This window comes from Exiguobacterium sp. U13-1, from assembly GCF_001750115.1.
Classification (GTDB): domain Bacteria; phylum Bacillota; class Bacilli; order Exiguobacteriales; family Exiguobacteriaceae; genus Exiguobacterium_A; species Exiguobacterium_A acetylicum.
Genome location: NZ_CP015731.1, coordinates 1,828,004 through 1,850,184, shown reverse-complemented (window position 1 = coordinate 1,850,184; position 22,181 = coordinate 1,828,004). Strand labels below are relative to the sequence as shown.

General features: G+C 42.6%; 29 protein-coding genes. 6 read left to right on the top strand and 23 right to left on the bottom strand.

What is annotated here, in order from left to right; translation table 11 throughout:
* Positions 1-59 precede the first annotated feature (59 nt).
* Together ESP131_RS09460 and ESP131_RS09455 are read right to left on the bottom strand one after the other, a co-directional pair.
* Entirely contained in the window at positions 60-725 is a 666-nt protein-coding gene (locus ESP131_RS09460) for a hypothetical protein (RefSeq protein WP_069940520.1), read from the bottom strand.
* Positions 726-788: 63 nt separating this feature from the next.
* Positions 789-1,496, bottom strand: coding sequence for a hypothetical protein (locus ESP131_RS09455; protein ID WP_231925610.1), 708 nt, complete (start codon positions 1,494-1,496; stop codon positions 789-791).
* An 87-nt stretch (positions 1,497-1,583) separates the two neighbouring features.
* Here ESP131_RS09455 and ESP131_RS09450 point away from each other — a divergent pair, with 87 nt between their 5' ends.
* Positions 1,584-2,006, top strand: a complete 423-nt coding sequence (locus ESP131_RS09450) for a hypothetical protein (RefSeq protein WP_069940519.1) — start codon at positions 1,584-1,586, stop codon at positions 2,004-2,006.
* 92 nt (positions 2,007-2,098) lie between these two features.
* On the opposite strand, the gene ESP131_RS09445 is transcribed toward ESP131_RS09450, so the two are convergent.
* The 5 genes from ESP131_RS09445 to ESP131_RS09425 all read right to left on the bottom strand — a co-directional run bounded on the left by ESP131_RS09445 (position 2,099) and on the right by ESP131_RS09425 (position 4,886).
* The gene (locus ESP131_RS09445; RefSeq protein ID WP_069940518.1) at positions 2,099-2,479 is read right to left on the bottom strand and encodes a DUF5412 family protein; all 381 of its coding nucleotides are present in this window, start codon (positions 2,477-2,479) and stop codon (positions 2,099-2,101) included.
* Positions 2,480-2,523: 44 nt separating this feature from the next.
* The gene (locus tag ESP131_RS09440) at positions 2,524-2,919 is read right to left on the bottom strand and encodes a hypothetical protein (RefSeq protein ID WP_069940517.1); all 396 of its coding nucleotides are present in this window, start codon (positions 2,917-2,919) and stop codon (positions 2,524-2,526) included.
* Positions 2,920-2,951: 32 nt separating this feature from the next.
* On the bottom strand, positions 2,952-3,569 hold the full coding sequence (locus ESP131_RS09435; protein ID WP_069940516.1) for a hypothetical protein: 618 nt from the start codon (positions 3,567-3,569) through the stop codon (positions 2,952-2,954).
* Positions 3,570-3,725: 156 nt separating this feature from the next.
* Positions 3,726-4,241, bottom strand: a complete 516-nt coding sequence (locus ESP131_RS09430) for a hypothetical protein (RefSeq protein ID WP_069940515.1) — start codon at positions 4,239-4,241, stop codon at positions 3,726-3,728.
* Positions 4,242-4,268: 27 nt separating this feature from the next.
* Complete coding sequence (locus tag ESP131_RS09425; RefSeq protein ID WP_069940514.1) at positions 4,269-4,886, bottom strand: hypothetical protein; 618 nt, start codon at positions 4,884-4,886, stop codon at positions 4,269-4,271.
* Positions 4,887-5,020: 134 nt separating this feature from the next.
* On the opposite strand from ESP131_RS09425, the gene ESP131_RS09420 reads away from it, so the two are divergent.
* Entirely contained in the window at positions 5,021-5,524 is a 504-nt protein-coding gene (locus ESP131_RS09420; protein ID WP_083254788.1) for a DUF2199 domain-containing protein, read from the top strand.
* Between the two features lie 37 nt (positions 5,525-5,561).
* On the opposite strand, the gene ESP131_RS09415 is transcribed toward ESP131_RS09420, so the two are convergent.
* The 16 genes from ESP131_RS09415 to ESP131_RS09340 form a co-directional block, all read right to left on the bottom strand.
* Positions 5,562-5,972, bottom strand: coding sequence for a hypothetical protein (locus ESP131_RS09415; RefSeq protein WP_231925609.1), 411 nt, complete (start codon positions 5,970-5,972; stop codon positions 5,562-5,564).
* A 51-nt stretch (positions 5,973-6,023) separates the two neighbouring features.
* A complete protein-coding gene (locus ESP131_RS09410; RefSeq protein WP_069941034.1) occupies positions 6,024-6,788 on the bottom strand; it encodes a hypothetical protein in 765 nt (254 codons plus the stop codon).
* A gap of 7 nt (positions 6,789-6,795) precedes the next feature.
* Positions 6,796-6,963 carry a hypothetical protein gene (locus ESP131_RS16790; RefSeq protein WP_197499316.1) on the bottom strand — a complete coding sequence of 56 codons (168 nt, stop codon included), beginning with the start codon at positions 6,961-6,963 and terminating at the stop codon, positions 6,796-6,798.
* A gap of 14 nt (positions 6,964-6,977) precedes the next feature.
* The gene (locus ESP131_RS16890) at positions 6,978-7,982 is read right to left on the bottom strand and encodes a DUF2716 domain-containing protein (RefSeq protein WP_231925608.1); all 1,005 of its coding nucleotides are present in this window, start codon (positions 7,980-7,982) and stop codon (positions 6,978-6,980) included.
* A gap of 21 nt (positions 7,983-8,003) precedes the next feature.
* Entirely contained in the window at positions 8,004-8,390 is a 387-nt protein-coding gene (locus tag ESP131_RS09400; protein ID WP_058705264.1) for a hypothetical protein, read from the bottom strand.
* Between the two features lie 88 nt (positions 8,391-8,478).
* Positions 8,479-8,961 (bottom strand): DUF2691 family protein, encoded by a 483-nt coding sequence (locus ESP131_RS09395; protein WP_064300026.1) that lies wholly within the window; start codon positions 8,959-8,961, stop codon positions 8,479-8,481.
* Positions 8,962-8,983: 22 nt separating this feature from the next.
* The gene (locus ESP131_RS09390) at positions 8,984-9,616 is read right to left on the bottom strand and encodes a hypothetical protein (RefSeq protein WP_069940512.1); all 633 of its coding nucleotides are present in this window, start codon (positions 9,614-9,616) and stop codon (positions 8,984-8,986) included.
* A gap of 15 nt (positions 9,617-9,631) precedes the next feature.
* Positions 9,632-10,111, bottom strand: a complete 480-nt coding sequence (locus ESP131_RS09385) for a hypothetical protein (protein ID WP_069940511.1) — start codon at positions 10,109-10,111, stop codon at positions 9,632-9,634.
* Positions 10,112-10,121: 10 nt separating this feature from the next.
* Entirely contained in the window at positions 10,122-11,297 is a 1,176-nt protein-coding gene (locus tag ESP131_RS09380) for an SMI1/KNR4 family protein (RefSeq protein ID WP_069940510.1), read from the bottom strand.
* Positions 11,298-11,369: 72 nt separating this feature from the next.
* Positions 11,370-11,633, bottom strand: coding sequence for a hypothetical protein (locus ESP131_RS09375; RefSeq protein ID WP_069940509.1), 264 nt, complete (start codon positions 11,631-11,633; stop codon positions 11,370-11,372).
* A 424-nt stretch (positions 11,634-12,057) separates the two neighbouring features.
* Positions 12,058-12,636, bottom strand: coding sequence for a hypothetical protein (locus ESP131_RS09370; protein WP_069940508.1), 579 nt, complete (start codon positions 12,634-12,636; stop codon positions 12,058-12,060).
* A gap of 1 nt (position 12,637) precedes the next feature.
* Positions 12,638-13,348, bottom strand: a complete 711-nt coding sequence (locus tag ESP131_RS16525) for a DUF2750 domain-containing protein (protein WP_083254787.1) — start codon at positions 13,346-13,348, stop codon at positions 12,638-12,640.
* A gap of 55 nt (positions 13,349-13,403) precedes the next feature.
* Positions 13,404-14,036 carry a hypothetical protein gene (locus ESP131_RS09360; RefSeq protein ID WP_069940507.1) on the bottom strand — a complete coding sequence of 211 codons (633 nt, stop codon included), beginning with the start codon at positions 14,034-14,036 and terminating at the stop codon, positions 13,404-13,406.
* Between the two features lie 29 nt (positions 14,037-14,065).
* On the bottom strand, positions 14,066-14,605 hold the full coding sequence (locus ESP131_RS09355) for a hypothetical protein (protein WP_069940506.1): 540 nt from the start codon (positions 14,603-14,605) through the stop codon (positions 14,066-14,068).
* A gap of 16 nt (positions 14,606-14,621) precedes the next feature.
* A complete protein-coding gene (locus ESP131_RS09350; protein WP_069940505.1) occupies positions 14,622-15,923 on the bottom strand; it encodes a suppressor of fused domain protein in 1,302 nt (433 codons plus the stop codon).
* Between the two features lie 572 nt (positions 15,924-16,495).
* Positions 16,496-17,236: a hypothetical protein gene (locus ESP131_RS09340; protein WP_069940503.1), complete on the bottom strand. Its 741-nt coding sequence runs from the start codon at positions 17,234-17,236 to the stop codon at positions 16,496-16,498.
* Positions 17,237-17,515: 279 nt separating this feature from the next.
* On the opposite strand from ESP131_RS09340, the gene ESP131_RS09335 reads away from it, so the two are divergent.
* The 4 genes from ESP131_RS09335 to ESP131_RS09320 all read left to right on the top strand — a co-directional run bounded on the left by ESP131_RS09335 (position 17,516) and on the right by ESP131_RS09320 (position 22,027).
* Positions 17,516-17,755: a hypothetical protein gene (locus ESP131_RS09335; protein WP_047395737.1), complete on the top strand. Its 240-nt coding sequence runs from the start codon at positions 17,516-17,518 to the stop codon at positions 17,753-17,755.
* Positions 17,756-17,864: 109 nt separating this feature from the next.
* Positions 17,865-18,251 carry a hypothetical protein gene (locus ESP131_RS09330; RefSeq protein ID WP_069940502.1) on the top strand — a complete coding sequence of 129 codons (387 nt, stop codon included), beginning with the start codon at positions 17,865-17,867 and terminating at the stop codon, positions 18,249-18,251.
* 166 nt (positions 18,252-18,417) lie between these two features.
* Positions 18,418-20,310, top strand: coding sequence for a glycosyltransferase family 2 protein (locus ESP131_RS09325; protein WP_069940501.1), 1,893 nt, complete (start codon positions 18,418-18,420; stop codon positions 20,308-20,310).
* Between the two features lie 145 nt (positions 20,311-20,455).
* The gene (locus ESP131_RS09320; RefSeq protein WP_069940500.1) at positions 20,456-22,027 is read left to right on the top strand and encodes a glycosyltransferase; all 1,572 of its coding nucleotides are present in this window, start codon (positions 20,456-20,458) and stop codon (positions 22,025-22,027) included.
* Positions 22,028-22,181 lie beyond the last annotated feature (154 nt).

The window sequence follows — 22,181 nt, the reverse complement described above, 5'->3', positions numbered from 1 at the left end:
CCTCCGTTTGAGTATCGTTTAAATACTTCTAAACCAATCTGTGATTCCAACATAAATAGTCATTTCAAATTGTCATTGATTTCTTTTAATCGTTCTTCGTATTTGTAAACAGCAGCTATATCCCCACTTGAACCATATGGATTTACGACTGCTTTAGCCTCTTCTTCATCCACAAAAATTTTCTCTCCCCATAAGCCTTTCGTGATGAAATACTCTTCATTATTCGATTCTAAAGTGTCAAATAACAACGGAGTTGAAAATGTTCCTTCTTCTCGATGGCGTCTTCCAAGTACAAACCATTCCCGATTTTTTATACCATAGTGACCCGTTCTAATGACTATACAAGGTTCAGGATTTTTTTTATCTAACTCATGAAGTGAAAGAATTCTTTCTGTTCTAAGATTATAGTATTGGATGTAATCCATAGACTCTAGTTTTCCAGTCTCATGATTCTCATCTTGCGAAATTCTCATCTCTGCATATCCGTATCCTCCAAGTCGAGGTAACGGAATCGCATAGACAACTCCAGATGATAGCTTCCAACGAGTGGCCCTTTTTTTCGTTCGAATGGAGAGCTTCGAAATCATTTGCTGTGCATCTTCACGTGTGCTCAAAAGACTATTTAATCCATGTTCGAGCAGGTAACGCCACTCTTCAACAGAAAATTCGTGAAGTGTATTTCTCAATTGATTTACATGCTGTTCTAATTGTTCGGTCGATTCCATTGTTTTTTATCCTCCTGATCCATTACGCTAAAGATTGTTACTTGATTAGCAGCATCTTTACTTTTAATTGCTGCGTTCATATTCAAAAATCGCCCACGGAAGCCATAAGACTGCTTCTGTTGCCTCGCCTAATTCATTACAATAATCTGAGTAACGATCCGCTTCTTCGAACGTATGGATTAAACCATGGCTGTTTAGTGAGAAGTTGAAATGGTGACTGAAATCGCGTTCCAGTCCGTTACACAAATACGAATGAAATGATCCCGAATCAAATCCTAACACTTCGTACCCGATTTTTTTGGCATTGTCCGTGTTAGGGCTGAGATGTTGTGATACTATTTTTTCTATTCCATAAGGCTCAGGGTTTTGACTACTAAAAGCCGCTACATCTTCCAGAAAATCCACTTTATACTGCTCAGGCAAACCGATGCTGATGATACGTATGTCAGGAAGATGATTCAAAAAACGATCTACGAACGTTTGCGCAGCATTTAAGTTAGAGAACACTTGAGGAAACAACATATCTCCTGTCTTCTGATGTTCTTCTATCCATTGTTCGAGTAACTCAAAGGTATTAAGTGATAGACCAAGTTGCTCCATATAACGGTCTTTCTTTACTTCCGAGTTTCCCCATAAGATACTGATGTCAGGATAGTGTGTACAGATGCATTCACTTACGGATAGAACGGATTCAGGAACAAACGCCTTGTCCATGTATTCTTTTCGAGGAGTTGGCAGAATAAGATAGTATCCCGCAGATAGGTAGCTCATAAATTGGCTCCTTTTTATGTAAAATGAATTCAATGAGTGTATGTAATGGATTTGATTCGCTAAATTGAGTAGAAAGGAAATGAAAACATGGATAAAGAACAAGAAAGAGTGCTCGTCCAATCATTTTTTGTCAAGCGCGTTCAAGAGCGCGTTCTACATGAATTGTTCACGCCAAAAAAACGAGATATGGCGCTTCAGCGGTTAGATCACCGGTATTTAAGCATGCTGAAAAATGATTATTTGATTGAAATCAAACCACCTAATTCATGGCCTGACGATACATATGATTTATTGAAACAATATGGTGCACCGGATACGTGCTATTGTCTATCAGAAAACGAGATGATTAGCGGGAAAACGTTACCTCTCCGTGAGGCACTCGAACACGCCATCGGCTTTGGATTCGCCTCAATCATTTCCTGTATTCCAGGCGAACTAGCGTATTTCGAAGCGGAGCAATCTTTCGGTCCACCACCTCGTTATTTGTTGAAGAAACCAAGCAATCGTTAATCTTCATCCTTGCATGCTTGGTTTCTAACAGCTACGTCACGTGATCGTACGCCAAAATTTGCTGAATGCATACCATCATCCTCATGTTCCTCTTAGTCTGCTTCGTATATGCCCTCTCTGAAGTCATACACTTGACTCCATATCTTGATCTTAGTGCCATTGATCGTCACCGTATCCTTCGTCCACTTCACTTCTTTTATTTCGCGACAAGGATACTCCCAGTACATTCTGCGCTTTTCTCCGTCCTTGTTCTCCATAATGCCGAGCATTGCATAATCCACCGTCGCGCCACCATTCGCGCGATAAAAGCGAATCGTGTACGCCTGATCGGGCGAGGTGCTTTTCGAGATATAGTCTTCTTTTGGTACAACATTGATATCAACCAAAAAAAATAGTCGGTAGATCGTCCACACGACATATATCGAAAGACTTACACCTGCTATGATTCCCGTTATCTTTAACTTTTTTCTCACTTTTCAAAACTCCAATTTTTATATATTCTTCAACATTCAATCGTTTAGTCGCCCCAAAAGCAAATCAACGTATTCTGTTCGACAGACGCGATGCACATCCGCTTCAACAATTCTAAAAATTGATGTAGTTCCATCATTCGTTTATCTGATTGATGTATCATCCACGGCTCACTCGCATAATGATTCGCTTGATTCAACATCCACACTTCCTTCGGTGTGCAATAGCGTTGAATAAGCAGCTCGCAAATTCCAATCAACTCGTTCACTTCTCTCGCTCTAAACAACTTATCGCCGTAAGGATCGAGATCAATCAAGAGGTCACAGCGATTGGAGGTACTTGCGAATTCTTCTCTTAAAAAGCGTTGGACGTGACTCGGAAATGGGAGAATCTCTTTTTCGTTTTCTGGCACTTCTTTTAAATCCGTACTAATCCCAAACATGATCGTCCTCCTTTATATCGTTCCTATGAATGTCAATCATAGTAGTCGATGCCTTCTCCTTTTGGAAGAAATACTTTTACCTTGTCTTCACTATCAAAACAAGCTTCATTTGAAAACAGATAATAGCCCATGAAATCATGCTCCATTGTGATGAACGACATCTCTTCCGTCGCATGGATGACGGGAACGATACGTTCTTTTTTGAAAAACCACCCTTTGACTATTTTCCGTTCAAACGTCAGGAGATTCGTAAACGATAGGAAGTAAAAATCGTTCACAGCCGCATACCAATACGTTTCGTCCAGCAGACGCTCAAGTTCGCTCGCATCGTTCACTTGAACGCTATAAAAAAGACTGCTCTTATCTGGTTGAATCTTTGTATAGCATAGGTTTTCCTTCTGAAAAAACGGTTCCACTTCTTCATTGGTAAAACCACCACCGAACGTGACAAATATTGGAAAGCGATTCAGACGCGTCAAAAAATGCTTCAGTACTTCATTGGAATCATGTTGATAGTCTCGTTTCTCGTCATTCGGAATACATCCCATCGAATAAATCGACTTAATAGCACCCGGTGGATCAATTTCGAGATAACGGTCTTTGATTACTTTTGCATGATTTGTATGTTCTTCGAAATCGATGTATAACATGGAAATCCCTCCGCGCACTTGTTTGATCCATCTGCATCATCCAACTGCTTGTTTCATCAATAGAATTCAATGGTACCGTCGTCAGGAAAGATGGCTTTCACCTTGTCTTCGGTATTAAAACAAGCTTCATTCGAAAACAGATAATAGCCCATGAAATCATGTTCCATCGTGATGAACGACATCTCTTTTTTCACACGAATGACGGGCACGGTATGTTCTTTTTTTGAAAAACCATCCTTTGGCCATTCTCCGCTCAAACGTCAGGAGATTCGTAAACGATATAAAAAAGTCTTCGTTCACAGCCCCATACCAATAGGTCTCATCTAGCAATAACTCCAGTTCGGTCGCGTCATGCACTTGAACGTGATAGTATAGGTTCTTGTTTGGTCGAACCTTTGTATACGATAGATTGTGCTTTTGAAAGTACGGCTCGACCTCCTCGTCCGTAAAACCTCCACCGAACGTGACGAAAATCGGGAACCGATTGAGACGCGTCAAAAATTGTTTCAAGACTCGGTTTGAATCGCCTTGATAGTCGCTTTTAGTTTCCATATCCGGTAGACATCCCATCGAATAGATGAAATCGATACGTTCCGGTCGATCAACGTACAAGTATCTGTCTTTGAACACTTGTGCGTGATCCACATGCTTCTCAAAATAGACATCCAACACGATTCCACTCCTCTCTCAATCACTTTATTACCGCTCGATTTCATCTTCTGGAAACAGTGCTTCTATTTTTTCTAACGCATCGAAATCTGTTTCATTCGAGAAGATCAGGACATTCTCGAAATCAAAGCCGGTTTTAAAAAATGTCGTCGGTTTCGTCATATCGATTACCGGCACTACTCTCTCTTTTTTAATCAACCACCGTCTGACTCTCCTCGTTTCAAATTTCAATACATCAGTGAAAGCAATCAAATAGTAGCCGTTGTTCCTAGCCAATGAAATGATCTTCGCTAGTATTTGCAGTAAGTCAGTCGATTGATTCACTTCGACGGTCATATATCTTTCACGCTTAGTGATTGAGGTCTCTGTATACGGTAATTGTTTGTGCTTAACCATAGACAGCAAATCTTCTTTTTCTAAATCCGTCAGTTCATGAAATCCAAAAGAGAGATAAATTGGAAAACGATTTAACCGCGAGAATAACTGGGTTAACACTATTTCGTAAGAGATGACTTCATCTTCTTTTGAATCATCGTCATAATACTCGAAAGAAAAAATGGATGTGATTCGGTCTTGTCCTTTCACTGTCAGATGATATTTCTTAATCGTCTTCGCATGATTTTGCTGTTCTTCGATGTAAATGTGCACGTTAATCCCCTCACTTTCGCTGGATTGTCACGGTCTCCATCAGGATTCTCTACTAATGGGTGTTACACTACAAGTATGCTCTCTCCTAACATTCGATAACGAGACATACATAACCCAACTTAGAGGTGATTCCAGTGAAAAAACTTATGCCTTGCGCCATCTGTGGCGAACGCCACGACGAACTCCCGACTGAATATGAAACACTCGGACCGGTCTACTACGAACAAATGTCTGAGAAAGAGCAAGAAACGAAAAGCGAGATGCATGATACGTGGTGCGTCTTAGAACTGCACGGTCCACATTATTTCGTGAAGGGCATTCTTGAACTCCCGATTGCTGGACAAGACGAACCCTTCTGGTGGATTACATGGGTGAGCCTGAGTCCTGACAACTTCGCTCGCTTCATCGAGAAAAAACGTTCTCGGATTGAGGAGCCGATGTTCGGCTGGTTTTCAAGCGATCTACCCGCTTACCCGGATACCGTCAACTTAAAAGTGATGGTCCATGATGAAGGAACCGGTCAACTTCCTTTCTTTGAACTCGAGCCGACGGATCATCCTTTGTCGATCGAATTCTATTCCGAAATGACGCTTGCTCAGGTCCATGCCATCGCAGACATCGTCTATGCACAAGAGTGAACCAAATAAACTGAAGCCGCTGTGAAGCAGCGGCTTTTTAGTTTTTACTCTGTTTCGTGATCAAAATATGCGTTCTTTCAGGAATCTCAATGTCTTCTAACTGATCAAGTGCCAATGATAACGTCATACTTTTCACTTGCGGATCGGATTCTTCCCCAATCCAACAAGTATACAATTCGAACGATTCACCCTCGTCTAAGAAGTCATTCATGAACGTAAACAGATAACGCAGCTTTTCTTTCGATTCCAGTGCAATTTCGGAATCAAAAGGTTCAACAATCTCGATGCCCCAGTGACTCGAAATTTCATATACATACCATTTATGAAAATGCTTCGTTTTTACTTCATACAGACAGTCTTCATCCGCAAAACAGGGACCGATATATAAAGGAACAGTTTCATCTTTTTCATCTAAATTGAGATACTGTTCAGGAATTTGTCTCTCCATGCAAATATATGATGCTAAGCTCATTGTGCTTCCTCCTTATGTGTGATGTTTTCATCGGTAGTTGAAAGACGTCTTTCCATTGTTCATCTTTCCAAAATGCGCGATCTTTCCATTCGTACAAAAGTGATCGAGCATGCCAAATCGATCTGTTGCATCGCGGGTCACGATGAAGTTATAGGGCATCAATAACGAGAATTCAGACATAAAGTCCTCAAGCGTTTGCTGCGTGGGACGTGCATCTTTCGAAAATAATCCTGACGTCACTTCCTTGCGATTCAGCAAATGCAATACATGTTCTTCCAACACCGCTTGCCAATTGGAATCGTGCAACGTCATCACGTGAATCGAATCATCATTTTCTAAAACATCCCGACCACAAAAAATGACCTCGACCGGAAACGTGGCATGCGGTAAAATCGCATCGAAAAATTTCTCATATTCTGTCCCTGCATTATCGAGCTCTTCATATGCGACTCCATACATCGAGACACAATCGTTCGTGACTCGGACGATTCCTTGTCCTTGTTTTTGGATAATGAGCGTCACTTCTGCTTTAGTCGCCATTTCCTGCTGTTCGATGACAAGGTGTTCGAGAAATCTTTCAAGCTGTGAGTCGTCGGTCATAATCATGTGAGATCGGACCGTCCAATCTGAAAAATCGTCGATGTGTAGATTCTGTTTGAGAGGTCGGTCCAATAACTTTACTTCAACCGGATACGAATGCTGACTCACTTGAAGACGGACGAGGTCTTGCCAATCGTCGCGTGGTAGCAGTTCCCGGAACACATCGATCCAGTCGTCTCGTTCAACCAGCATCCTATTTTTATTTTTCATCTTTCATACGACCTTCTAGTTTGCTACAAAGATAGCCCACGATATGTTCATGCGTCGTCCGTTCTTCAAGATCATCATTGTCGACTAATTCATTGATTGTCTCCGAGATGACCTGCCATAATGCGGTTCTGTGATACTCTTCGTATGGTGTTCTCACTTCCTGTCCTCCTTTTATCCTCTACGGATTTCATTCGAAAAAATCTCCGTTCTTTGAAACGCAGAGATCAGATCTTCTCCAAACAACGTGATGCTACCCTCCCAGGGATGACCGAGATATCCCCAGCGAAAATCACGAGCGATGAAAAAGGAGTAATCGCCATCTGGAACTGCTGGAATCATCCAGTCTCCTTCTTCATTGCGAAGAAACGGACGTCTTGGGTCGATCCAATACCCTTGATGATTCCAATCGAGCGCCATGACGCGTTCTCCTTCAACAGTTAGCTCGATCAGAATACGTTCTAGTTCTCGTTCGATTTCTTCTCGTTTCTTATAATCCACTTCGTATGTAATGAACGGACTCGGAGCACGGTATGAGGGGAAGACTGTCGTGCTCGGTGTGAACTGAAATTGTTGATCAATGACGTGCCATACCTTCTCATCCTCCAATTGCGTCATCGGAATCCAGCTCCATGGTTTACCTTCACCAATCAGATCAAACGGCGCTCCTTGAGGATATAGAACGGTGTACGCTGCTCCTTCTTGTACTGCAATTTTTGGTTCGTCTTGTACATCGCGTGCTTTCATTTCTTCAAAAATTAGTGTAATGGCTGTCTTGACATCATGGACATAGTAAAAGATATTCGTCGTACCACTGCCGACATCTCCCCCTTCGCAGTAGCCGTTCCCCGTGTGAAGCAAACCATCATTGATTACTTCTTCCATCATGTGACGTCGCTCGAGCGCTGTTTCTTCCTGATCCTTTTCATAAGAAAACTGGACAACCAGTTCCGTATAATCGGTCTCGTTCAGCTCGCGATAGCCTTGACGTTCAAACTTCTCGATCAGCTGCAATATCTGTACACCTAATCGTTTGAAGCGCGAGACGCGCATTTGCTTTACGTTTTCTGCTTTCACCCACGCTCCAACGATTCCTTGATGTTGAACGATGAGGCGTCCCTCTGTATAGATTGTTTGGTAGAGCGTATCCGAGCCGTTTTGTTTTGTCAGTTGGATCATGAGTGGTTTCCGCTCCCTCCATCACAATGCGTTCAAGTCACGATCTTCTATGTAGCCTAAAAACGTATCTTGCAATGCACCATCTGTCTCTACGGTATCGACCGGATCTCCTGCTTCGTCAACTCGGACAAGTGCCAGTTTCGCTTCAAGCGCAGATCCATTTAGTCCTGAACTCCCATCGATGATACTAAATACATGGGAAACCGTATCGATGATCGTCTGTTCAATCATCTGTCTCATTCGTTTTTGATCCGCTTCGCTCGACTGTTGGTAAAACGCGATGCAGGCCGTATAGTCATTGACGTTTGGATCGACTTCTTCTTCATAGATGTCCTTATAATCTGCCATACCGTCCTGAACGACCGTCCGATGGACCGCTTGAACAAACTCCTCCATCTCTTGGTTCATGATTTTTCTCTCCTTTTATCAACACTTCGTAGTTCATATCTCTCATCTTGAACGCTTACCGATTACATCTATTCGTCTGAACAGTGTCTTATTCTGCCCATACCGACAAACGAGTCCGAGGATCATTATCATCAGTCACCCACTTGATTCCGGTATATCCACGTTTCATCGCATTCTCATAAAATGCTTCAGATACGTGCTGCTCCTTGCAATAGATATCGACGTACATGCAGTCATATACCAAAATCGCGATTTGACAATTGCTTTCCTGAAACCACTCATAACTTGTTCCCACTTCTTCAGTCTGACCACGTTGAAATGCAAACAATTCAGCAAAGATCAGGTAATTGCTTGGTCCCCTTAGCCATTTTGCTAATTCATGTCCTGTCGCTATCCGATCGATTGAAAACTCTTCTAAACTGTCATACAAGTCCCCATCCATGGTTTGGATCGGAAAATCAAAGTTACGAAGAAACCAGTCATACGCTTTCATCTCGATCGCACTTAATATGTCGAGCAAGACACGTCCCGGTTCATTCGGAATTTCAAACGATACGCCACGCAGACTCATCGAATTCCTTCTTTCTAAAATGTTATAAGAAGGTTGCCGTATAAAAACACTGTAGTTCCTGTTCTTCACTCGAACTTACCCACGTGCAGATGGCATAACCTTGTGCGGTCAGTGTCGTGACCATCTCGACGACTGGCAAACCCCCACTCTCTGTTAAGCCGTTGTCGAGCACCTGATCAAGTAACTCCTGACAGTGTGACGGTCGATCATGATTCGCACAAATAATGGTATACATAGCTGGTGAATCACTAATCATCTCGATGGCTGTTGTGAGCTGTTTGATGCCAAATTCAGCAATCCCAACGTAGTACGGTTCTTTTCCCACTTGAACCGGTACTTCTATTCGAGAGATGAAGCCCTCGAGCATTTCTTCTCGTTCGAGTAGACGCCACAGCTTGTAATAATCAAAGATTCTTTTGGACTGAAACTCATTTCCGACACACACTACTACATAAAAGCGATACGTGCTCAGCGCATGCTTTTTCGCTAGCTTGTCACGGAACATCTCACTACTGATTTGTTTGAATTGGACGATGTCTTCTGGAAACAAAAGCATCTCACCGACTGCACATAGACAGCGAATTGATGAACTCGCATCCGCAAGCCATTGAAAGATGCGTGTCGCATCGCTATGCTCTTCAAGATACGTTTTCATGAAGTATCTACTTTTTCATTCCCATTGACACGTTACGCTTTGATTGGTTTCAAATCGTAGATGTACGAGTTCATTTGTTTTGAGATTAGACAGTTTCAGCGAACTTTGAGCTTCATTCGTATAAGGCAATTCGAATCTGACACCTTCGATTTTCTTCATTAAAAAATATGCCCAGTGGCGATTGTATTCATTCTCGGACAGGACATCCCATAACGCATCCTCACAATGATTCGCCTCGTAGACATATAATTTCATGACCGTGTTCTCCGCTATCACGGATAACCCTGCGAATACGGGAGGGTTTGGAATTCGCGGTTTTTGAATGACCAAGGTATAGCCCTCTTTCAGAAGGCGATCTAATTGTTCGCGGCTATCCGGAAGCTCCTCTTCGATGACGGAAGCCGGAAGTTCTCTGATGCGGATTGGCAATCCAACCTCATATTCAAAGGGATCCTCGAGTGCGAGTAAGTCTTCACGGGAATAGATTATTTTCATGAGATCATCCTCACATTCTTTTATGGAGTGCTTTCAGATTACACGCGCGCCATGCATCACGGACGATATCTTGGAAAGTCGTTGCCTTCGGTTTGAGTTTTAACGTTCTATAATCAAAGCAATAGACAGCTTCGTCTGGACGCTCTTTCAATACCGCATAGTATTCGTCCTGTTTAAACGACGAACCAAAAAAGAAGTATTTGTCGCGGATCGCATCGAACTCGGTAAACGCGTATTCATCAAGACTAACCGAGAGATTGTATTGGATCTCATGCGATAACCCGTTCCAGCTCGTCAGCGGTATACCGTATAAGTTCAACTCTTCGGAAAAACGCACACCGTTACAGACTCGTAAAATATCTTTATACCACTCCGGAATCGCAAAATGATTGGTCTCGAATGCTTGGAGGCGGGCTTCTGGACAAGGACTCTCCACGGACACTCGGTAGCTTTGAATTTTTGGTAAGCGATCATACAAACAAAGCTCGTGACTTACCTTTTGCCCCTTGATTGGAATACTGTATTTTAGTTTTTTGTGGTCTTTTCCATAAAATCTCTCCATGGAAGCTAGTACATTCGCCAGAAACCTATCATCAGCTCCTGATGGATTTCTTTCTTTCTTGATGATTGGCATTTCAACGTCTTCTAATGACACGTCTTCCTCGTCATCGTGTTCTTCAAAAGCCTCATGTTCCCCGAGGACGATCGCAATCCCTGTCATGTTACCATTTTCCCTTCGGACAAGGACTTCATAGTGTCCGTCTCCCATTAACTGAACGGCGACACCGAACGGAAACAGAAAGATCTCGTCTTCCATCATTTCGTCTGAGATCGCGATATAGAACGGGTCGATCTCGTCGTCGAACTCCAACGTATTTCGAATCTCCCAATCGATGGCTTCCCGTCTCCCGTAATCCGCTGTGTTCATGACGACGAGCTGCGCTGAATCGACGACGACTAGATCGGATAGCGGCTCAAAATCCGGTGGATCCATCTTCGTTTCTTCATTCATTGTTAGGTAAAGCAAATTGATTGATTCGAACTCATCTTCGTCATAGAAGACCATCCAAATCGAACCTTGTTCAACTGGAATTGTCACGTTGTATTCTTCATCCGGCTCAAGGAAAGCCGGATCCGAGACGATTAGATTTCCTTTGTGACTTATAAACGTGCCTAGTTTTTTCATGGTGTATACCTCTTTCTTAAATATAACGGGGAGGACATTTCCAACTTGCTAATACCATTGGATTAATCAAACTTAACCCTTTGATTCTTGTTGCATCCGCCACTCCATGAATCCGGTGGTTTGCTCTTTCCGGAAACGAATCCAATCCGTTAAGGTTTGATTCATCTTCTTCCATTCGTTAATACATGTCGATTTCAAAACCGCATCTTCAAGTTGCTCGATTAGTAACCAAGCCTCTGTTAAGGATGCTGCATCCTCTTTTATTTCTCCTAAATACAAGTCTTCATCGAGATGGTGGAAAGAATGCCAAAGTCCATACAAGTGATGATCAATCATTCTCTCGATCGCTAACTGCTCCCGTCCTCCCCCACGTGTAATCGCTTCTTGTAAGTAGATGTAACGGTCATCTTCATCAATGAAAAGACCATACTAGCGATACGGTCGGACGTCATCCGGCAGCTCTTTCATCCACTTCTTCAAAGTCGGTTTTAGAAGACGTTCTTTTAGCGGATGAATCAAGAGAAACGAAGCGTCTGTCTCTCCTTCACAGGTGGACAATAACCAATTCACAAACGTCCGTTGTCACTCGAAGTTCCACGTATTCGCTTCTTCAATGAATCTATCCATATGTACTAACCACTCTTTGCGTAAGCCACGATTTTTGGCAAGAAGAGCGGTGTGAAGACGTGGTAGATCAGAAACGATAGGGTCTTGTAATAACTTATCTAGAAGCGACATGTTTCATCTCCTTTTAAAAATGTCATTGCTCCACTTTTATTTGTTGTCTCGTTTTTCGAAGATGAAACCATAATAGTATTCCCGTGCCTATCGAAAGAACCGGGAAAAGATACGGGATGTACGATTCCTGCTGATGAATCACGTGCATGAAAAAGTAACTAATGAAGCAGACAATTCGAAGCCATGTAGGAAGATAATCTTTACCGATAAAAGCTAAAAACATCAAGGGAATACCCATTCCAAATACTACAATTGGTAAGACAGAGAACGGTGTCACGAACTGAAACAGACCTAGTCCCATAAGGATATAGGCGAACCAGGACGTCCGTCGTCGAAACTTCTCGCGTTCCTTTCGTCCGGGTTGTATCCCGTAAATATCATCCTGCTTGTATCCTTCCGCTTGCTTTTCAGCAATTAGTTCCTCCATCCGTCGTTTCGCTTGACGCCTCGTCGAGTACTGTTCTTCCTTCTCATCGCTGACATCTTGATCAAGCTTCCATTGCTCGGTGACACCGTGATGGGTCTGGATTGTTCGACCATCACGATACAAGTACCAAAAGTACGTAATGCCATCCACCTGTTTACTGAGTGTCTGAATCATGTTAACCCTCCAGATCTGCTAGGACATCTTCTGGATCCAGCTCAAGTCCGACGAGCTCCGGTCCCCAATCCAAGCCACAATACAGTCCGTCGTTAATCATGCTCGGTAACCAGCCATTCATGTACAAATCCAGGTCTAAGCGAATCAGATGATAGTTCGCCCATTCCTTCGTCTGCAGTGCTTTTGCCGCCGCTTCCGTCGAAAAGAATAATAGGACGTCTGTTTCCTCTTGATTCGACGGACAGTACGCCCAGCCCGACTGTTCCAACTTCGATAGACCATAGACAGCTCTCGTTTCAAGAACCGTCTCTAAGAAAAGTTCTGCTTGTTCCGCGCTCTGTTCCTTTTTTATAAACATTTTAAGTGTCGGTGCTATCGGAAACAGCTCTTGTTCCTCATGATCCCATAAGACGATTGTCTCTTTGTCCGGGAGCTGATATCCGAGTTCGTCACCTGTTCCGTCCGCCGCAATCCGCAAGAACCCTTCTGGATACTCTTCTGTATCTGTCAAATTGACACGAACAAGGTCATCCCATGTCTGCTTGATATAATGCTCGTCCTTGATCGGATGAAACTCCCATTCGCCAACGCTGAATTTGTTTTCGTGCTTGTATCTATTTCGTAGTTCTTTCGGAAGCTCGAAGCCGAGTACTGCCTCTACTTCTTGTAATCTCTCTTCCGTAACGCCAGGTAATCCACTTTGATATGTCATTCTGTATGACTCCTTTGATCTTAAATTAAATTATTTGTAGGTATTTAGTGCATAATCAATCTGAATAATCCGTTGGTAAAGTCGCTTTTAGCTGATCGACGGTTTGAAAGGCATCTCCATTCGAAAACCACATGAAACCGAGCGCATCATGCGATGGAAGGATAAACGGCAATCTATCACGTGCATCAATTACATGCGTGTATTTCGCTTCTTTAAAAATCCATTTTCCAGAGGTTTTTAATTCAAATGTGGGTCGAGCGAACGTGATGAGGAACGTTTCACTATAAGCAGCTCGAAAGAAGGATTCTTTTAAGACGAAACACAGATCATTCGCATTCAACACTTCGATACAACAATAAAAACTGGTACGTCGCTGATCGCCTTCGTACCGGAGATGTTCGTGGCAAACGAATGGTCGCAATTTTAAACGCTCTAAGAGGTCCATTTCATCTTCTCGAATCTCATCAAAATTAGTCGTGATATATAAAGGAAAATGATTGAAGCGAACCAGCGTGTCATATAATACTGCCTCCGTCAATTCACTGGTAAAACTACCTACTGTATGGTCATAACACATGATTTCGTAGATAGTTTGCAATGGACCAAGCACGTTGATTTCGGATGTCTGAAGCATATGTTGGATACTCTTCGACTGAAAAGAATATTCGTCGATTGTCAGCTCGTTCATACTGTATCTCCAATCTGTGTCGTCATCGTTCAATTTTTCCGGTTAAAATTCTTGCCTGCAGGATAAAGTCCGGTCAAACGTCTGCCGTAATGAACTTTTGCCTGTCCCATTCGGATTTTCTTCAGATTAAACTGTTCCTTAAAATAATCAATGACGGGTTCAATGATATAAGACGGCTCCAAGATATGAAGGACGAATTCGATCGCTTCTGGACCATATTCATCTTCAACAAAATACCCATTGCCGATTTCAAAAAGAAATTCATTGAGGTCTTCTTCAATGCTCAAACGATGCTCAAAGATGACGTCATACTCTGTATCCTGACAAAAGATCTCGACGACAACTTCGTGGTAATCCGCTTCTTGAACGACCGAGTATCCGTCCTTTTCTTTCTCTGCTACGAGCTCCCCAATGTAGGCATCCAGATTAAAAAAGCGCGAGAACTTTTGCTCGCTCATTGGTTCTTTCAATCTCTCTCCCATGATGCCGTGAAACGTATAGAGTGTCCGTCCATCCTTTTCGAACAGCCAAAAATGATTCTGACCGTTCATTGGTTTGATGAGTTGCATGAAGTTCCCTCCACTCTTATAGGTCTGCGAACAATTCGCCATTCAGCTGGCGAATCATCGTATCGTTCGGTAACTGTTGTCGTAGTCGTTTCGCCCAGTCCGTCCGAAGATCATAAGCGAAGTGTTCTTCGTTCGATAGCAGATAAAGCATTGTTCCATCATGACCGACAATCACGACGGTCGTATCTTCCGGATAAACGAACCGATCTTCTAAGACACGTGTTTTTCGGTACGTCGTTTCGACCTCTTGTTGAATCGACAAGCGATTGGAATACGAAAACATGAACAGTTCGTTCATCGACGCAACTCTATAAGCGTGTTCAAGGATGAGTTCGAGCATCCTAGCATTTTCAATCTTTACCGTGAAAAAATGACTCTCACTTGTCGATGTTCGTTTTCCACGTAACCAACCGTTCGTTTGTTTCTGTCTAGACAAGACATGTGAAGTGAACGACATATGATGTTGCGAGAAAAAAGCCCTGTTGTCTTTGTCTTCCTCTTCAAAAGCAAAAAAGGTCGCGTAGATCGGAAAACGATTTTGATGATTTAGAAAATCAAACAGGAAAGTTTCATTTTGATCTTTATCGCCTTGTTCTCCCGATTCAACACTCATGTGATACGCCTTCGCTAACGGTCCATTTAGTACTAACGGTCGTTGGATCTCGTCTTCAAAAAGGGCGTCGGTAATTTCGCATTCGCAAACGAATACCTCCCTGTTAAAAATCGATTCTTCAATTCCTTCATCGTCTCCCACGAGCGGATGTCGCTTTAAATTAAGTAGCTGCATCTCAGTTTCATACATCATCTCATTAAATTCCTCAGTACCGTATTGTTCGATGTAAGCGACTTCCGAAGCAAAGATGGGTACGAACCAGACTGGTAACACCGTCTCCGGTTCCCCGAATGCCGCGTTACCTTTATAGACTTGAAATGATTCTTCAAAATAGAACGGTGTCGTCACGTATAGGGCAGCGAAGTCGTACTTCGATAACAACCCAACCGGCATCGGTAAGTACTCGCCTAAATCATAAGCGTGTCCAGTCTTTAATGCTTCCAGCGTCAAGCGATAGATCAATTCAATTAAATCCGACTCGGCATCTTGTTGCATGACAGATAGCATCACTTCTTGATGGATAACGGCACCGTTCTCGAATTGCAATGGCTGATGCAATAATCCAAGTGATGTCACGGTATTCGCATTCGCAAACGGTGCATTTTGAAACTGCAACATTTGAATCGCATGATCTTGTAATTCTTCCATCTCAAGGTGACCAGTACTTTCACCACAATGGGCTTCTAAGTGTTCTATGTAATTCATATTTTTATATCCTCATTTCATGACATTAAAAAATGTCATTTCCAATAAATATCTTCTACCATATATTATATATTTCATAATACAATTTTGGGATTTTTTATTTTTTCCTAATGGAGGGTATCGTGACATCTGAAAACGACAAAAATGACTCCGGTTCAATACCGAAGCCATCTTATAACAATGTAAAAAAATAAAGCGACTTTTTAAAATGTTCATCCGTTAGGCTTCACTCACATGTACCGTTTTCGTTTGTAGGACTTTCCTTCGATCCATATCCAAATCCGAATTGATAGGTAAACATCAATTATGCCAATGATTAACGCAACGACAATCATGAGAACACCATTATTACCAGAAACGAATAGAGAGGATAAAATTGTAAAAGTAATACTCAAAAGAATTGGCAATGTGATACCCATCCAAACAGAATTAAACATTAGTGCCTTCCACATCCATATCATCCTTTTATGTGTAATAGCTAGTCTAAGTGTAGCATCTAGTGAGCAGAAGAAAAGAATTGCATGTTAAGAACACTCCATGTCGCAATCACTTGATAAAAAATAATGTTTTCTTTAAGCCTTTATTTTTTGTTGCTTAACCAAAACAGAGTCATCATTCTTCCGATAAATTTTTGTTCGTAATCTATCTCCCACAGTGTTTATGATGATGTCGATCGTATTCTCATTTTCCCAATGCAATTCATATCCATATAAAGAGATAGGGTTTAATATACTTCTTAACGGTATAATGACTGATTGCGGTAATTCAAATATACATCCATCATATAGGCTTTTCCGAGACTTCATATCAGTAATCACTAGAAACAAATTTAGGTTTACAGGTGTCAATTTTGCTTTTAGAGTAGCTCTCATTGTTTTCGTTTTGTTATTTTTCCTGCCTATGTTCTGTACGAATATAAAGTTCTGTTCATACACATAATTTTCTATTTTATTTAATTCATCATCGGTTATACATTCTCGGAATATTGAATGTCTAATTCCTTCTAATAAAGTATTCAACGTTTCTTTTAAAAAATCTAAATTCTTTTTTGACTTTAATTCCTCCATCTTAGCTTCTTTAAAATAATATTCGCGTCCTTCACCATTTTCACTTCTGATTTTTAGTTTTTCTTCTTCTGTTAAACTTTCATAAAAAATAACATAAAGCGAACTGTATTTCGGAAATTGTACCTTTAATTTTTTCAACATCTTTTGAAACATAAAGATCAATAGTTCATTTTTTGGATCAAAATAGTTAATATCCAACTCATTATTTGCATTTTTCTCAATATATAACACTTCGAGTTCTAACATGATTTTCACCTCTCTTAAAAGCTGTAATGATATGGTGGTTTCAACTTATATCTTAAGGCACTTTTTACTGATCTAGAAGAAAAGTATGCCTCAATTGGATTGAACGGATGTATAAGTACGGGTAATTCCTTTTAAATTTTTTTCGAGATCTCTATATATCAAAATCCAATTCAGTTGATATATTCCATTTTGATTACAATTCAAAATCAACACGTTTGTATGTAAGCGTTATCATTATACTGTATACGATACTAATTCTTTATTTAGGAGTTGAATCGAATGGATACGGTCATCAGTCATTATTCGAAATTCAAATGCCCACGTTGTCGTGAGAAATTCAAGGATGAGATTCTCATTGAAGATTTACATAGTGTATCGCACGAGGAGCGGCGCTTAGGTGTTGAAATCCAGTATGACTTCTCTTCGGAAGTCGCTTGTCCGAACTGCCACCACCAATGGCTCATCGAAGGAAACGTCTGGGAGTATCCTGAAGGCGTCATCGATGCGATTGAACTATAACATGCCCACTCTAAGGCACTTCCCTATTTCTCAAGTACGTTACATATGAAGGGTTGCCTTGATGTACACTATCGGTAATACAAAACGTGTACTTCGGAGGTGTTCGTTCTTGAAAATCAAACTTTTATCTTTCCTCCTTTTTTCGATCGTCTGCCTAGCGGGATGCAGTGATTACGATCAAGACGGAAATACGACGAGTGAGAAAGCAAAAAAGAAATATGATGCAGCCATCGATCAAGTCTTTAAATCGGAAAACCAGTACTTAAAGAAACAGCAGGACAACAGACAATTGAAGCGAAACACCGGTGAAACGGGCGTCATCGTCTATGAGGATCAAGATTTAATCGAAATCTATTACGACCAATCATCTGGAGGAAAAAGAGCCATTTATCAGAAAAAAGGATCTACTTACGCGCGGAAGACGTATACGAAACAAATCAGCCGTAAAATCGATGACTCTGAAAAAAAATATCTTGAGAACATTGGAATCAAGTAATTCCAGTGCTTTATGACCGCGTTTAAATGGTCGATGACTCCCTTCTTTGATCGGGTCATCGTCCTTTTTTGTATGTTCTCACCTTTCTTAAGCTTAAGAGCATCCATTTTGTGGTACAGTTCAAATGGTATTTTTTAAAATATTTTCTTTAAGGTGGGAATTACTGTTGGGAAAAATTGTTTCAATTATCATTCCTGTATACAATAAAGCGACGTATCTCTTGACGTGTATCGCGTCGATTCAGGCACTCACGCTTGACCATTCAACGATGGAAGCGATTTTCGTTGATGACGGTTCGACCGACGAGTCGTTATCGATTCTCCAAACGGCTGCAGAAACGATGGATTTCATTCGCATCATCGCACTCCCCGAAAATACGGGAAGTCCTGCCCATCCGCGAAACGTCGGAATCGAAGAGGCGACAGGTAGATACGTCACGTTCTTAGATGCTGATGACCGCCTCGATCCGGTTGGATTTCCTCAGCTTGTCGCACAAGCCGCTTCGAACGATGCCGATATCGCATTCGGTCAAACGATCAAGCATACCGACACGTCGATTCAAAAAGTCGGGCGGTTCGCATCGTTCACGACTGCCAATCAGCTTGTTCCATATGAAATCGACAAAGTATTTCGCGCGGTTGGACCCCCTGGGAAAATCCTGAAGCGCTCCGTCTTGATCGAGCATAACATCCGGTTCAGCCCGATGCAGTTCGGTGAAGATAAACTTTTCTTCTTCGAAGCCATCTCCAAATGTCAAACGGCTTCGATGAATCCGGCACCTGTCTATCACGTCAACCGATTCGCGATGAATGATTCGTTAGTCGGACAGACGAGCATCTTCGAGAAGACGACCTTTAATTTACAGGTGCTTGAGAAAACGCTTGAACTGGATATTCCGACAGTCGCCAAGACTCATGCCTTGAGCCGTCTGATCGAGATGGATTTCCTCTCCCGTCTGTTCAACAACAAACGGTTCCTTGAGCATCCGCAACATCAGACCTTCTTTGATTTATTCCGCGAGATGATCACAATCTTTGAACGTCATGGTGCAGATCCAGCCGATTTCATTTTCGATGACATCTTCCAAAAGCAGTACGCCTTACTTCAGCAACAAGATTACGACAGCTTCGTCGCCTTCATCACGCTCCTCGTCCAAAAACATAAAGCCCGGCGCTATGTATCGGAGAACCGCCTTTATTTCCGGATGCCAAAATCATTACATCATCTCGGACCTGTCCTTGAGCCGTTCTTTGCTACGTATGCAGGCACGCGTCTCGTTGATGGTGTCTTCTATGAAATCGTACAATTACTCAAAGACGACACGGCTTCGGTCGATCAAGTTCTCTTGATCGCGCCGAACGATGAAGCAACGGAAACCGCCGTCCCGTTCCAGATCGAAGGGACTGAATTATTCATTCCGACGGAGGCACTCGAACGACATTCATATCCATTCCAATTGATGCTGATCCATGACGACTATCATCCGTTCGTCGTCCGGATGACGTTACCGAGTAGTGTAAATGGGATGCATCTGCATTACCAGCAACTTAAAGTCGAGTTTCGTCCAGCGGAATCCAGATCACCTGTACAGAAAATCGACGCGACGAAGTATCATGTCGATGCACCGACGCAAGTCGTTGTACTCGAGAAGGCTTTCTTGTATGACGATCTGGAATTCGAGCATAAGCAGACAGCACTTGAAGTCGGGCAATTGCTGGCGATTTCCGATCTTCAGTTGACACTGGCCGGCACACCACGACTCGTCACGGTTGACGGTGCTTACGTCACGGCAAATAAAAAATACATCCATCTTCCGCCTATGATTGATGACGAGACGTACCTGACTGATCTTCCGACAACAGTGCGGATTTTGAAGACATGTAAACAGTATGCTGATCGTGACTTTAAAAACGAACTACCAACGAAAAATACACCGGATACGGTTCTTTCGATTGAGAAGATCGTTCTGTCATCTAAAGGCACCCCACGCTTGAAAACGGCTCAGGATACGTACATCACAGCCAATCGTTCATTCATTCAACCCATTCATGAAGCTTAACGATACGCCTAGGGACATCTTCATTTCATCCCTAGGTTCCTTATTATTCCAACATTGTATGCTATAGTATGGGCAAGGTTCACCAAAGAGATTCACATTTCATGACGCTAGGTAGAATTGTAAGCGCTATATAAGGAGATGCCCTATGAAACGAGATTTGTTTTTTACATTGAATACGTTAGCGACCCAGCGTGGCGGTTTATCAAAAGCAGTCATTAAACGAGCGAACGCGATCATCGCGGCTGATCCGGAGCGAAACGTGACGCTCGTGACGTTAGGGATTCAACCGAATCTTGAAACGATTCGTCAAGAGATGGTCGAGGCACGGTTGCTTGATCCTCGCATCCAAGTCGTCAACGTCATTAATTTTTTAGCACGTCGCCAGGCAGACAAACGGTCCGTCGTCTCTTCGAAAGCCGAATTGATTCCACGCTGGGAAAAGCGGTATACGTTGTTCCTTGACGCGAGTCGCGCCGAAAAAGATTCGTATCGGTTGTTCGACAATGGTACATACGTCCAGTACGCCCGGTTTGACGCGAATGATCAGCTCAGCTTCATCGATTATTTTTCAGAGAATCGTCATCGCCTGCGCCGCGAAGAATATCTGGATAACGGCCAGTTGGTGCAGACGATCCAGTATTCGTTTACGTCGAACAAGCCGGTCTCTCGCTCCTTCTTCCATAGTGACGGGACGTGTTATTTAACGATTTGGCATAAAATCAATTCAGCGGACTGGAGTCATCTGTTTTATTTCGAAGCCGGTCAGGAAAAACAGTTCAATGATCCGGCGACCTTTAATACGTTCGTCTTGAATAAGCTGTTAGGTCAGCATAAGGCGGTCCTGATCTCGTCAGAATACCGAGATCGTCTTGCCAACCTACCGAAAAAGAATTTGGATGCAGTCATCTTGGATATCAAACATCCGAACATCAAAAAGATCGCCTTCGGACACAGCAATCACTTCGTCTCCCCCTTCAACGAGACGGCAACGGTCAGCGGTGTCTGGGATACGTTATTCGGTCGTATCGACGAGTGGGATCGAGTCATCACGGCAACCCTTCGGCAACAAGCACATATGACCGATCAGTTCGGTCATCCGGAGACGTTCCATGCGATTCCTCACGGTGTCGGTGCGGTGCCGGAAGCGGATTATACGGTTCTTCCTGAACCTGATCCAAATCGGTTCATCGTCGTCTCGCGCATTCAAATCAAAAAGGATGTCGCTGCCAGTATCCGTATCATGCGGAAGATCGTCGACCAGCATCCGAATGCTTTCCTTGATTTCTATGGCTTCGGTTACAACGATCAACTCGAAAAGGATCTCCACGCGTTGATCAAGGAACTGTCACTGACGAAACAAATCCGGTTCAACGGATTCATCACGAACATTCAAGACGCCTATCATGGCGCCGTCGCAACGATCTTCACGTCGCAATCCGAAGGGTTCGGGATGGCGATCCTTGAGAGCATGGGGCACGGTGTTCCGGTCATCGCCTATGACATCTGTTATGGTCCGCGTGAAATCATCGCGCACGGGACGACCGGTTATATCGTTCCACCTGGTGACACGTCAGCTTTTGCAGCAGCAGCAATCCGCTTGATGGAGCAGCCCGCTCTACGCCGTCAAATGGGGGAAGCCGCCCTGCACTCGATCAATCGGTTTTCTAATGATCTCTTTACGACAAACTGGTTAACGCTTTTAAGTGAGCTCGACTAATCGGTTATTGACCTTCTCCCATGTGAGAAGGTTTTTTTCGTCTACCCACCAAAGTCCGTATTGTTTTTCAAATTTTGGGATGTTTTAGCTATTGATTGTGATAGAATGCTAATGGAAGATAACGCTTTCATAAAATATCACCTAGTAGGAGGTC